Below are 14,151 nucleotides of genomic sequence, written 5' to 3' on the forward strand. Positions count from 1 at the left end.
GAATTAGTTCCATTGTTTTAAGGTTGTACTAAGTCCTTGATGAAGATAGACGCTTCCGCTAGCTGTATTATCTAAATTGTCTACATTTCCATTTCTCCATTTATAGCTGCTATTGTTATCGTCTTTAGCGCCAACGGTTCCTCCTGCATACATCCCAATATAACCTTCTGAAGTGGTTGGATTATTTGATCCTTTTAATACGAAATGGTTATATTCATCATTGTGTTCTGGTAACATATTACCAACATCCTCATAAGAGCCACCAGCATCCCCTTGAGATAGTTTTATTCTACTTGTTGACACATTGTTAATCCATGAGTAATACTTAAAGGCAAACAGGTAACTGTTCGAAGGTATACTCAAATCATTATTATTGGCAACGGTTCTGTCACCTGTAGAACTTTCAACCGCAGTGTTGTTATAAATTTGATTATCTGAAGCTCCACTTTTTGTGGTATCAAACAGATAATTTGCCAAGTCATTGTATTCACTTTCAGTAATCCAAACCCAATCACCAGTATTGGCATTTTCATAGTCTTGACGAGACGTGTTCAAAAAAGCCCAAATGTCGTCAACGTTTTGAATAGCAATCTTATATTCTAAAACCTCAGTATCTGTTCCGTTACTTGCTTCAACAGTAACAAATAAATTTTCATTGGTTTCAAAATCAAAGGCTAACCAATCTCCTACACGAAGTTCATTGCCGTTGATAATTGCTGCTTGCGATGACGTTTGGGAAACAATTCCGTAAGTTAAAGTACCCTCTAGACTAGAATTAATTGTTGCAATTAAGTCTCCACTGGAAGGATATTCTTCAATATTAATTGTAATGACATTGTCTTGAGGATCATTTGAATCGGTATCTTCTGAGCTACAAGAAGCCAAAAGCAAAATGCAGAGACAAATGCCTAAGCGATAAAAAAGTTGTGTTTTCATTATAAAAAGATTTTGTGGTTTTTAATTTTTGTAGCGACTTACAACTGGTTGAGTCTGCAGCCTAACCAGCGCAAGACACCACAAAATAGTTTTGTCATATAAATTATGACATGTCAAATCTATGTGTGATTACTTCTGAAATCTAATTTTTGGCATGGACAAACTATGGACAAGCTTCAATTTCCTTTATATATTCGGTTAAGAAACAGCATTTGAAAAACGGAATCAAATAACTGATTAACAGTAATATACAGGGTGTTTTAAACAAGAAAATTATAGACAAAGCCTAGACAGGCCTTTTTTGAGATATAGATTTACATTAATAACCATGTATTTCCTCTAACATATTTAATTAACTTAGTTATCAATAAAATTTAAGGATAATGAGACTTTTAATAGTATCGCTGTGTTTAATAATTTCGTTATCAAATTATGCACAAGAATCGAAACGTATAACAGAACTACAACAAAAATTGGAAAAAGCTACAACTGCTAAAGCCAAGCTTAAGGCTTTAGAAAAATTGTGGCAAATTACAGCATACGATAATACAGAGTCTGCAATTAAATATGCAAATCAAGCTATTAAATTAGCTCAAGAGAATAATTTAAAGCTTCAAACTGCTAGAGCTTATGAACGATTAGGAATTGCCTATTCGAATATTTCAGAATATTCTAAATCTAATGATGCCTATTTAAGCGCGATTAAATTACATCAAGAGCTTAATAAACCAAGATTTGTGAGTAGCTTAATTATGAATCAAGCCATAAATTTTAAGGACAATGCTCAGTATGACAGCGCAATTCATTACATGAACAAGTCTGAGAGCTATATGAACAGAGAAAACTATTGCTGTAAAGATGACACCTTGTTAGAAATTAATTTACATAGTATTAAAGCAACAATCTATATGGAACAAGGCAAATATTTATCATCTCTTGACAATGCTATAATTGCTGCAGATATCTCTAAGCAACTTAATGATAGTATTCAATATGCAGACAATTTAGTTTTAATTGGTAACAATAATCAAGCGCTAGGCAATAATGATATAGCCATTCAATATTTAAAGGAGGGAATGAAGATATATAAAATTACTGAAGATACTTATTATGAGTGTAATACAGCTAAGGATATAGGTGCTTTATATTCTGGAAAATTTCCTATTGAACGAGATAGTGCTGAGTTTTATTTAAAAAGAGCAATAGACCTTTCTAAAGCAATAAAAGTCCCTTTACTACAAGTGCAATCGTTAAATGAATATGGAGAACTACTCTTAAAAGAAAAGGACTTAATAAAAGCAAAACAAATCTTCTCAGAGAGTGAACTTATAACTGATGTTATTAGAGATGAATTTAGTTTAGGTCGTATTAAATTGGGTATGGGACGTATCTTTTTTTTAGAACAAAATTTTGAAGATGCCGAATCTAGAACTAAAGCTGCGCTTGATATTTTCAATAGAATCAAAGTTTTACCTCAAACTATAGTTTCACAAAAACAGCTAAGTGATATTTATAAAGCTATAGGAAACTACAGAAAATCACTTGAAGCACATGAAAGTTATAAGCAGTTATCAGATAGTCTGTATAATAAGGAAAAGTCCCTTAAGTTTGATGAATTGCAAGCTAGTTTTGATGCTGAAAAAAAGGCAGCGGAAATACGTTTTCAAAACGAAAAAATTAAATCATTAAATTCTAAAGCTGAAAATGATAAGTTGACTAAAACATTATATATTATTGGTATTGTTTCTCTACTTACTGTTCTAGGATTATTGTATTTCGGATTCAAACAACGCATTAAAAAGAACAGAATAGCCAGAGAAAAACAAGAAGAAATCTATAAGAAGGAAATCGAATTCAAAAAGAAAGAGCTTGCAACACAAACACTTCATTTGGTTCAAAAGAGCACATTTATCCAAGAGTTGAAAGAAAACCTTGAGAAAATCAAAAAGTCGCCTGAATTATTTAAAGTCGAATTCAGACGTATCGTCATGTTACTTAGAAAACAAAACGCAGAGGATAAAGACTGGGAAGTTTTCAAATCTTACTTTTCAGAAGTACATAATAACTTTGATAAGAAAATCAAGTCTATTGCTGATGATATTACCGAAAAGGAAATACGATTGGCTTCTTTTTTACGAATGAATCTGTCTACCAAAGAAATCGCCTCAATGCTCAATGTGCTTCCAGATAGCGTCTTGAAATCGAAATATAGACTGAAAAAGAAGTTGCAATTGGACAAGGACACCGATTTAAATGAATTTTTAAACACCTTATAAAACAATCGCGTATTTTTGTAGTGTGATATCAAATTTACCGAAAGACAAAAAACTCATTTTATTCGATGGTGTTTGCAACCTGTGCAACAGTTCTGTTTTATATGTGATCAAACATGATAAAAACAACAAATTCATGTTTGCACCATTGCAAGGTGAGGCTGGTACAAAAATCATTCAACACTTTAATATAGATACGTCCAAAACAGACTCTATACTGTTGTATTCTGAGAATGACGGACTTTCAATCAAATCTAGTGCTGCATTACGAATTGCCAAGGATTTAGGCTTCCCAAGGAACTTAATGACAGTTTTCTTTATCATTCCAACTTTTATACGAAATTGGGTTTATGACTATGTAGCAAAAAATCGCTATAAATGGTATGGAAAAAAAGACGCTTGTATGATACCTACTCCAGAGTTGAGCTCAAAATTTCTAACATAAAAAAGCCCTTTCATTCGAAAGGACTTTAATAATTAACAACTAATTAAAACTAATTTAACTCTAAAATTTATCATTAATCATTTGAGGGATTATCTAACATGTTTAATGATTAATAGCACATTATTTAATATAAACTTACACTCCTATTTCAAAAATTGGCAAGATTCTCGGTGTACAGTCCAAAAAAATTGTTCAAAAAATTAAAAGTGCAAAAAATATCCGTGAATGACGTTTCAAGCAATACTCAAAACTTAATTGAATTTGAGGTTTACTCATTCAGTACGTCTGTTAGCTAATTAGTGTTTTCAGCCTGAGTCAATCTTTACTAAATTGAATTGATAATTGCACAAAGCCTTAAAGCAAAGCAATCAATTTGAACCTTGCTTCCGTTAGCAAGGAACGATTCAAGTTCCCTTTCTGTGCATGTCTAACACAGATTGGGCTTCAGTAAAATTCTGTTGGAAACTGTTACGCTTTAAGGCTTTATTACTTTAAACTCTTTAAGATGAAATCTAAATTGGTGTTGGAATTGTCGTTAGTGACATACGCATCAGTATAGTATTTTGAAGTTATCGCCAATCCCAAATCCTGCAATTGTTTTATGGTGTCTTTATATTCTAAACTCACTTTTCCAGTTAACAATATATCTAAATCACCTCCCGATTTTGCGTATTTATAAACTTGCTTGATGCCTCGTAGATATTTATGGTCTTTCGTGAATCCGCCACCACGATGAACTCTTAAGGTAATCGCGAAGGCTTTATCTCTACTTAGTTTGTATTGGTTGTGCAGTAAATCGAAAGTTGCCGAAAAATCATAGCCTTTATGCAATGTATCTACAGCAATAACACGATAAGCCAATTCTTTTAAACGTTTCATGGTTAAACAACCTGACATGTATTCTGAAAACACAGCTAAACCTTCTTGGGTTTCCACATTATTTGGAAATCCGTTTGAAAAAATCTTCAAGGGTTGCGCCAATCCGTTGAAGGTAGTCACCATATGCACGCCAATTTCATGATTGGTCAATACTTTTAATTGATTTAAACTGAACTTGTGATTTTTACGTAACACAAGTGTTTGTGTATTGTTAAGGACCATTGCAGCTGCGGAAAGATTCGTAGACAACTTAATGTTGTAATTAAAGTCATAACGCTTGGAATACTCCTCGAAATAATCAATCGCTTCTTTTGCAGAATACATAGGAAGCATTTCCTGATCAAAATCACTATCGTCAAAACGAAGAATAAATTTCGCATTATCGATATCTTTTTCGGTTGGAGTTCCAAAACTTTTTAAACTATTATAATAAAATTTTCTTCCTTGATTAATGGTTTGTATGCATTCAATTAAGCCTGAATATTCATAAATCACATCTTCATAAAGCTTTCTAATAGATTCGTTTTCAATGCGCTCCAATCGTTGAGAGAAAAACAAACGATGTAATTTATAGCCGTTAAATTTTAACTTCGGATAATTAAACTCTGGCTCGTAATTATATTTTGAAGAAAAGAACTGCTTTTTCTCACGTTCAATATTTAAGGGATTGATATAGTTAAGCAATTCGATATTTTTTACCAAGCGATTCAGGTTGGCATCAATATCAAATAAATCTTGGTATTCGTCAGTACTTGTAATTTGCGGCATTAGTTTTTATGCATTTTATAGAACAGGGCTGCGTGCTCAGGTATTTTGGTTTTTAACTCAGATTCTACTGTGGCAACAACTTCAGGATAAATCACTTGATCATATTCATGACAGTAAACCTTGGCAATTTCAGTCGCCAAAACTAAGGTATTTTCAAATGCTTTTGTAATGAATTTTAAAAAATAACCATTGCCATAAAACGTATTGTTTATTGCTGCAGTCGATTTAATGTCTTGAGGAAAGGGAATTTCAGATAAACTTTGTCTCCAGGTTTCAATGACATCTCCAAATCGGTCGTTATCTACATTTGAGGTTCCCAGATTCCAAGTGGGCACTTCCCTATCCCAACGTCTCCAATTATAACTATGCATATCATAAACGATACAAATACCAAACTTGGATTCCAGTTTTGAAATCAATGCATGGACTACTTTATAAAAGTTAGCATGTTTGTCTTGGCTTTTCTTCTTTTGGTCATCAGGAAGAGGAGATTTCCATAGTTGTTTTCCCCAAGCAGTTTCGAAAACAGCTTCATCAGGTGTCCTGTTTAGGTCGTATTCAAATCGGGAATCACATCCAGCAATAACAATAGGGTGCGATACAACCATGTTTTTGGTTTCTGGATCTTCTTCATACCAGCGATCGTATTCGGTATGCAGACAATTGTCCCATAACTCATTTCTAAATTGATGTCCATCATGAACTGCTCCACATACATAATGTACGTAGTCATCAATCTTCAGTGTGAATGAATAATCTTCAGCAACCGCATGAAAGGTTTTTTCAGCATTGATGTTGTCAATAATTTGGGCAATTGAAAGTCGTTCCATTAATCTTCTAAAATACGTTTTAAAGTATTGTATGATGTCTGTTCCATTTGATGGTTTTTTCCATCGGCAAAAGCCATGAGTTTAACATCAGCAAACAATTCGTCTAAAGAAGCATATAATGATTTACTCTTGTAGGCGTTGACAATCTTGTTAATGCTCTGATAATCGTTATCCTTGTCAAATTCGTCATGGACAGAATTGTAAGTATCTTTATTTACGCGTGATAAGATATAGCGTTTCTCTGCTTCTGATTCTTCCAAATCAATATTTGCAATGTATAATAAAATATAGGCGACAAATTCCTTTTTAGTCCAATTTGAATGATCCATAATATTGTTTTAATGCGTTATGCTTCATCAACTGTTTTTCTCAATCTTACGCGTCTGTCAAAGGCTTGCAATTGATCTACAACTTTAGCTTCCAAGAAATCAATAACACGTTCTTCTACCTTTACTTTAGACTTATATACTTTGTTGATATAAGTAATACCTCCAGGCGACATGACATTAACTTCCACTAACTTACCTCCAATAACATCGATACCAACGAAGTAGAGTCCGTCTTTTACTAGTTTCGGACCAATTTGTTTACACAAATCTTTTTCAGCTTTTGTAAGTGAATGTTTTTGAACCGAACCACCAGCAGATACATTAGAACGATGGTCATCAGAGCCTGGAACGCGTTTCATAGCACCAACAGCTTCACCATTGAGCATTAATATTCGAACATCTCCTTTATCGGCTCCTTCAATGTAATCTTGCAAAATAACATAGTTTGAAGTACCATCACTGTTACTGATATAAAAGTCTAATAAAGAATTGATATTGCTCATAGCAGATTTCTCAATTAAAATCACACCAGAGCCTCCAAAGCCGTTCAATGGCTTAATAATCATCTTATCAGATTTGGAATCTTTAATTTGCTGAATGAGATAATCCTTGTTTTTAGACACATGTGTATTTGGAATGATATTGCTATGAGCATCACCAAAAGCTGCTGTATATAACTTGTTATTGGCTTCACGCATCCCTTGAAGGGAGTTGATAATAAAGACATCATCTTTAACAGAATCTAAGAAATTAAGCATAATTGGGTCTAAAGGCGGATTTGCTCTAAAGAAAATAGCGTCAAAACCAGCCAAAGGCAGCATTTCCTCTCTTAATTTTGCCTTTTTATAAAACGCCTTTAAAGTCGCAGGCACTTTCTCCATACGTCCAACTACAGTACAAAAGGCATTGGTAACACTATTTCGAATGGTAAGATTCGCAGGTGTACACATGGCCACACCATGACCTCGTTTTACACATTCTTTGATAAGGGCTAGACTTGTATCGTTTTCAGGGTCGATTTTATCCCATGGATACATTATAAAGCAAATATTCATTCTAATAAATTTTGGTCGGTTCTTTTTAAGATTTTAAAACGATAATTGAAGATATAAAAATTATGAGTCTAAATCAAACGTTTCTGTTGGGTTCTCATGTTCTCTATACTCTAACATATTTTCACCATCTGCAATTATGGAACATACTGTAGCATCACCAGTCACATTAACAACCGTTCTAAACATATCCAAAATACGGTCTACAGGAAATATAATAGCTATCCAAGCTGGATTTAATCCAACCGAATTCAATACAATAATGAGCATCACCAAACCTGCACTTGGTACAGCGGCAGAACCAATTGACGCTAAGGTTGCCGTTAAAACAACTGTAATTTGCTGCCCAATTGTGAGGTCTATCATGTGCATTTGTGCCAAAAATATTACAGCAACTGCTTGATACAAGCTCGTGCCATCCATATTTACGGTAGCACCTATTGGTAAAACAAAACTGCTTATCTTTTTATTAACACCAAGGTTTTGCTCAACACACTCCATAGTCACAGGAAGTGTCGCCGCACTACTAGAGGTAGAAAACGCTAGAGTTTGTGCTGGACTCATCGATTTAAAAAAACCAGTATATGGAATTTTCTTCACAAAAAACTTTAGGATGATTGGATATACTACAAAAATCATCAGCAGTAATCCTATCAACACCGTTAAGGAATACCAACTTAAACCTTTAAAAATCTCAACGACTTTACCTATATCATCACCAGCCATTTTGCTAACAACACCAGCTAACAAGGCAAATACAAAAAAGGGAGCCGCTTGCATGACTACATCGACCATTTTGAGAAATACTTCATTGATGCCATCAACAAGCTTTAAAACAGGAGCTGATTTTTCCGAAGGAATAAACAATAAACACACTCCAAAAAACAATGCAAAGAATATAATTTGAAGCATCAAACCGTTATTTGATAAAGAATAGAAAAAATTACTCGGAACAATATCCACTAATGGCTGAAGTGGTGTCGCTTCCTTCCTATTGTTTACGGTTTTCATTTTATCGGCAACTGCAGCATCCTGAAGTTCGGTTTTGGATAATTCTGAAATTTCCTGTGCACGTTCAAAGAATTCAGGGTCTTTTAAATAATTGACACCATCTTTTATCTCAAGACCTTCAGAATCTGCCCATATTTCATAACTAATTCTATTGTCGATTCTACTTTGTTCATCAATCAATTTTCCAGGTGCAATCATATTGACTAATAACAATCCGAGAGAAATGGCCATAATGGTCGTCAGCAAATAGATGCCCAAGGTCTTACCTCCCATTCTCCCCAAACTTGAAGGTTCTCCAATATTTGCAACACCACTTATTATTGAAAATAATACTAAAGGAACAGCTATCAGTTTCAATAAATTGATAAAAATGGTTCCAAAGGGATCAATCCAATTGATGGTGAATTGGCTCCAGCCCATTGTACTTGACAATAAAGCCCAGAGGACACCAAGTGCCATACCTATGATGATTTTCCAGTGTAATGCCATTTTTTTCATAAGCCTAAATTAAATTGATATTGAAGTCGCTAGATAGCATACAATCTTGCCTATTGCTATTTAGAATGTACTTTGTTCAACAAATAAAAATCCGCTAAAACCAAAGCAGCCATAGCCTCTACTATTGGTATCGCTCTAGGAACCACACAAGGATCGTGACGTCCTTTACCTTGCATTTCAACAATCTGTCCTGAGCTATCAAGTGCTTCTTGTTTTTGAAGAATGGTGGCTACGGGTTTGAAAGCAACTCTAAAATAGATATCCATACCATTACTAATACCACCTTGAACACCTCCCGACAAATTAGTTTTTGTACTTCCATCTTCGTTAAACAAATCATTGTGTTCGCTTCCTTTCATTTTAGCACCACAGAAACCACTTCCATATTCGAAACCTTTAACAGCATTTATCGAGAGCATGGCTTTTCCCAATTCGGCATGCAGCTTATCAAAAACAGGTTCACCAAGACCAATGGGTACATTTTGTAATACACAAGTAATGGTTCCTCCAATAGTGTCGCCTTCTTTTCGAATGGCTTTGATCTTTGTTATCATTTGTTCGGCTGTTGTCTCATCTGGACAACGAACAGCATTGGATTCTGTTTTTGAAAAATCCAATTCCTGATAAGGTTTTTCAAGGAAAATATTACCAACTGAAGATGTGTAAGCATTGATTTTAATGGCACTCAACAACTGTTTAGCAATGGCTCCAGCCACTACGCGACAAGCCGTTTCTCGCGCAGAACTTCGACCGCCTCCTCTATAATCCCTAACACCGTATTTTTTTTGATAGGTGTAATCGGCATGACTCGGACGATACACCTCTTTAATATGAGAATAATCCTTAGATTTCTGATTGGTGTTTTCAATTATAAAACCAATAGGTGTTCCTGTGGTTTGACCTTCGAAGACACCTGATAAAAATTGAACCGTATCTGGCTCCTTGCGTTGGGTGACAATTTCCGATTGTCCTGGTCGTCTACGGTCCAGCTCATTTTGAATGGCTTCAAGGTCTAATTTAAGTCCAGCTGGACAACCATCAATAATACCACCAATAGCCTTTCCGTGGGATTCGCCAAAGGTTGTTAACTTAAAAATAGTTCCGAAGGTATTTCCTGCCATATCAATAATTTGACTAGTCGAAGTGTAAAAATAGAGAAACAAAACTAGAAAGCCATAACAGTTACAAAACTAATTGGCAATGCATCGTAACACTAGCTTAACAATATGCTTAAGCTATGATAATACTTACTTGACACTCAGTTAATAATGAAAGATGTTCTTTGCAATTAAGAAAGCATTTTGCCCTTGAAAATCAAGAGAAAAATAGAAGTCGCTGTTATTTCTGACGTGCACTTGGGAACCTACGGTTGCCATGCCAAGCAACTACTCACCTATCTTAACAGTATATCGCCTAAAAAGCTGATTCTTAATGGTGATATTATTGATATATGGCAATTCAAGAAACGGTATTTTCCTAAATCCCATCTTCGTGTGATAAAGAAAATCATGGATATGGCTTCTGATGGCGTTGAAGTGATTTACATTACCGGAAACCATGATGAAATGTTACGAAAGTTTAGTGATACTACCATTGGTAATATTTCCATTGTCGATAAAAAAGTATTGGAATTAGACGGAAAAAAAGCTTGGTTTTTTCATGGTGATGTTTTTGATGTATCTATTCAAAATGCCAAATGGTTAGCCAAATTAGGAGGTTATGGTTATGACTTATTAATCCTTTTAAATCGCTTTGTGAACTGGTGTTTGGAACGTATGGGAAAAGAACGGTATTCCCTGTCAAAAAAAATAAAGAACAGCGTCAAAGGTGCTGTGAAATATATAAGTGACTTTGAACAGGTTGCAGCAGACTTAGCCATAGAAAATGAATACGATTATGTGATTTGTGGTCATATTCATCAACCTAAGATGTTGACCAAGGAAAATAAACATGGTAAAACCACGTATTTAAACTCTGGTGATTGGGTTGAAAATTTTACAGCTTTGGAATACCAATTCAAGCGCTGGAAAATCTACAATTACAATAGCGATAAGCTCCGTGCATTCTATGCCGATGAAGATATTAAGGATATGGAAGTAAAAGATTTAATTGCTGCCATAACTATAGTTGATCAAAAGAAATCAAGTTAACAACGCACGCCTTAGAATAGTCACAGGGTGCAAAACTTCTCTTTGGGTACCATCCTTAATTTGATGCCTGCAACTTGTTCCATTGGCAGCTATAATAGCCTCTTGCGGACTTTTTCTAACAGCAGGAAACAAGGTTTGTTCACCTATTGCCATGCTGATATCATAATGTTCCTTTTCAAAACCAAAACTACCTGCCATACCACAACAACCACTTGGTATGATGGTGACCTTATAATTTTCAGGAAGATTCAAAACTGCAAAACTCGACGACTGATCAGCAAGTGCTTTTTGATGGCAATGGCCATGAAACTTAATGGTTTTTACCTCTGATGTAAATGATTTGGAAGTAATATTCCCTAGTTTCATTTCCTGATGTAAAAAATCTTCAATTAAGTAGGTACGCTCAGCAATCTGCCTTGCTGAAGTTTTATCATCAGCTAACCTGATGTATTCATCCTTAAAAGTTAATATTGCTGAAGGTTCAATGCCGACTAAATTGAAGTCATCTCCAATGTAATCCTTAAAATAAGAAATATTATTGTTTGCAATAGATTTAGCTTCCTCCAAAAACCCTTTTGATATATATGAACGTCCTGATTCTAAATTATTTACAATCACAATCTTATAGTTAAGCTCTAAGAGCAATAAATAGACATCTTCTATGATATCGCCCTCATTAAAACGTGTAAATTCATCAACAAACAACACCACTGTTTTAAGCGGTTCCTTTTCAGTTTTATAAATGCTCGTAACATTGTTTTTTGAGATGAGCTGAAGCTTTGAAACAGGAGGCAAACTTCTATCCTTATGAATCTTCAGTATGGATTTTAATATCGAAGCGGTTAACCTGTTTTTGAAAATAAAATTTGATAGTGTTGGAAACTTAGAGGCCAAAGCATTATACTTAGTTGCATTTGCAAAAAAACGATCTCTGAACGAAGTACCATTTGCTTTTTTGAATTGATATTGAAACTCTGCTTTAAGATTGGCTACATTGACGCTACTTGGACATTCACTTGCACAAGCTTTGCAGCTAAGGCATAGATCAAAAACCTCTTTCAATTCCTCATGGTTAAAGCGGTTGGTCATATCAGATTGGGTTAAAAACTCCCGAAGCGCATTGGCTCTTGCTCTTGTCGTATCCTTTTCATTTCGTGTTGCTCTATAACTCGGACACATCGCACCTCCAAACTCTGGGAGTTTCCTACAGTCTCCTGAACCATTACATTTTTCAGCTTCTCGTAATATTCCATGAGCATCTGAAAAGTCCAATATCGTTTCGATTTCAGGTTCCTTACGTCCAGGTTCATATCGCAATGATTTGTCCATTGGAAAAGCGTCAACAATTTTTCCAGGATTAAAAATATTATGAGGATCAAAAACTGATTTTATCGTCTTAAGAATATTGTAATTGTTCTCACCGATCATCAAAGGAATAAATTCAGCCCTTACAATACCATCACCATGCTCACCACTCATTGACCCATTGTACTTTTTTACCAATGAAGCGACTTCAGAAGTAATGGTTCTGAACAAAACAACATCTTCCATAGTCTTTAAATTCAAGATAGGCCTCAGATGCAGCTCTCCTGCTCCAGCATGCGCATAATAAACCGCTTTTTGTTTATGATAAGACATTAATTGCGTAAACTCTTCAATATATGCTGAAAGATCAGATATAGCGACTGCTGTATCCTCAATACAAGCTGCTGTTTTTTTATCGCCAATGATGTTCCCTAGCAATCCAAGACCAGCCTTTCTAAGCTCCATGGCTTGATTAATGGATTCGCCAAACAATAACGGATTAGCAAAACTACGTGTTGAATTTTCAAAGGTCTGCAAAAGGCTTTCAGCTGATTCTTTTGCAGCTTCTTCAGTTTTACCTCGAACTTCACACATCAATATCGCCTCAGGATCTCCTTCTATGAAAGCTCTATTTTTCTCTTGAACCTTATTATGCTTAGTCAAATCCAAAATCGTTTTGTCCATCATTTCACAAGCATACAACTCATGTTCCATTACAGGAACCACAGCATTAAGACAATCTCTAACCGATTTAAAATGTGCTGCAATCATCACGGATTCTTCAGGTGGCAAAACATCAAGCTTAAGCTTGATTTGTGTTGTAAAAGCTAAAGTGCCCTCACTTCCAGAAAGTAACTTACACATGTTGAATTGCTCATTAACATCAGAAAAGACATCTGATTTTATTAGTTCATCAATAGCATAGCCTGTATTTCGCCTATGGATTTCAGGCTTTGGAAACCCATTTCTTATAGATGCTTGGTTTTCCTTTGAAATCAATTCATCATAAATGGTTTTATATATTTTACCTTCAAGTGAATCTAATTGTTTTTTGGAATCAAACTCTGATTTAGATATTGCAGTAAACACAGCACTACTTCCATCTGATAGGATAGCTTCTAACCCAATTACTTTATCCCGAGTCACGCCATATCTGATGGATGTAGTTCCGGAAGAATTGTTCCCAACCATGCCTCCTATCATGCATCGATTTGATGTAGACGTATTCGGTCCAAAGAACAAACCAAAGGGTTTTAGAAAATTATTCAGTTCGTCCCTAACCACACCTGGTTGAACCGTAACGGTTTGTGCTTTTTCGTCAATATGTAAAATCTTATTGAAGTATTTAGAGATATCAACCACAATACCTTTTCCAACACATTGACCAGCTAATGAAGTACCAGCGGCTCTAGGAACAAGAGATGTGTTATTGGCTGTAGCGAAATCAATAAGTGTTTTAATGTCATTTTCGTTTTTTGGAAGTGCTACAGCCAAAGGCAACATTCTGTACACTGAAGCATCTGTGGCATATACAGCTTTCAATAAGTCATCAAAATACAATTCTCCTTCAAGCTTTAAAGACAAGTTTTGCAATTGAGATTTTGTTACCATAATTCGATTTAAGAATGTTAATAAATCTATAAATTATATCAATAAAAAATAGAATTTGACGTTA

The 14,151-nt window shown here is 34.9% G+C and carries 11 protein-coding genes; 3 read left to right on the forward strand and 8 right to left on the reverse strand.

The window, feature by feature from the left end; genetic code table 11:
* Window positions 1-3 precede the first annotated feature (3 nt).
* Complete coding sequence (locus AB9K26_RS09620; protein ID WP_369972352.1) at window positions 4-936, reverse strand: hypothetical protein; 933 nt, start codon at window positions 934-936, stop codon at window positions 4-6.
* Window positions 937-1,319: 383 nt separating this feature from the next.
* Here AB9K26_RS09620 and AB9K26_RS09625 point away from each other — a divergent pair, with 383 nt between their 5' ends.
* Together AB9K26_RS09625 and AB9K26_RS09630 are read left to right on the forward strand one after the other, a co-directional pair.
* Window positions 1,320-3,212, forward strand: coding sequence for a hypothetical protein (locus tag AB9K26_RS09625; protein ID WP_369972353.1), 1,893 nt, complete (start codon window positions 1,320-1,322; stop codon window positions 3,210-3,212).
* A gap of 22 nt (window positions 3,213-3,234) precedes the next feature.
* Entirely contained in the window at window positions 3,235-3,654 is a 420-nt protein-coding gene (locus AB9K26_RS09630) for a thiol-disulfide oxidoreductase DCC family protein (RefSeq protein WP_369972354.1), read from the forward strand.
* A 486-nt stretch (window positions 3,655-4,140) separates the two neighbouring features.
* On the opposite strand, the gene AB9K26_RS09635 is transcribed toward AB9K26_RS09630, so the two are convergent.
* Genes AB9K26_RS09635 through aroC form a run of 6 tightly spaced genes read right to left on the reverse strand, consistent with a single transcriptional unit; the run spans window position 4,141 to window position 10,142 of the window.
* Window positions 4,141-5,301: a flavohemoglobin expression-modulating QEGLA motif protein gene (locus tag AB9K26_RS09635; RefSeq protein ID WP_369972355.1), complete on the reverse strand. Its 1,161-nt coding sequence runs from the start codon at window positions 5,299-5,301 to the stop codon at window positions 4,141-4,143.
* A complete protein-coding gene (locus tag AB9K26_RS09640; protein WP_369972356.1) occupies window positions 5,301-6,131 on the reverse strand; it encodes an N-formylglutamate amidohydrolase in 831 nt (276 codons plus the stop codon). Before AB9K26_RS09640 ends, AB9K26_RS09635 begins: the two co-directional genes overlap by 1 nt.
* Entirely contained in the window at window positions 6,131-6,460 is a 330-nt protein-coding gene (locus AB9K26_RS09645) for a hypothetical protein (RefSeq protein ID WP_369972357.1), read from the reverse strand. The genes AB9K26_RS09640 and AB9K26_RS09645 overlap by 1 nt, the downstream gene beginning before the upstream one ends.
* A 17-nt stretch (window positions 6,461-6,477) precedes the next feature.
* Window positions 6,478-7,515 (reverse strand): glutathione synthase, encoded by a 1,038-nt coding sequence (gshB, locus tag AB9K26_RS09650; protein ID WP_369972358.1) that lies wholly within the window; start codon window positions 7,513-7,515, stop codon window positions 6,478-6,480.
* Between the two features lie 60 nt (window positions 7,516-7,575).
* A complete protein-coding gene (locus tag AB9K26_RS09655) occupies window positions 7,576-9,021 on the reverse strand; it encodes a dicarboxylate/amino acid:cation symporter (RefSeq protein ID WP_369972359.1) in 1,446 nt (481 codons plus the stop codon).
* Between the two features lie 56 nt (window positions 9,022-9,077).
* On the reverse strand, window positions 9,078-10,142 hold the full coding sequence (gene aroC, locus AB9K26_RS09660) for a chorismate synthase (RefSeq protein WP_369972360.1): 1,065 nt from the start codon (window positions 10,140-10,142) through the stop codon (window positions 9,078-9,080).
* Between the two features lie 186 nt (window positions 10,143-10,328).
* On the opposite strand from aroC, the gene AB9K26_RS09665 reads away from it, so the two are divergent.
* Complete coding sequence (locus tag AB9K26_RS09665; protein WP_369972361.1) at window positions 10,329-11,171, forward strand: UDP-2,3-diacylglucosamine diphosphatase; 843 nt, start codon at window positions 10,329-10,331, stop codon at window positions 11,169-11,171.
* Here the strand turns inward: AB9K26_RS09665 and AB9K26_RS09670 are convergent.
* A complete protein-coding gene (locus AB9K26_RS09670; RefSeq protein WP_369972362.1) occupies window positions 11,163-14,087 on the reverse strand; it encodes an FAD-binding and (Fe-S)-binding domain-containing protein in 2,925 nt (974 codons plus the stop codon). The genes AB9K26_RS09665 and AB9K26_RS09670 overlap by 9 nt on opposite strands.
* Window positions 14,088-14,151: the final 64 nt, after the last annotated feature.

Source organism: Psychroserpens sp. XS_ASV72 (assembly GCF_041224425.1).
Classification (GTDB): domain Bacteria; phylum Bacteroidota; class Bacteroidia; order Flavobacteriales; family Flavobacteriaceae; genus Psychroserpens.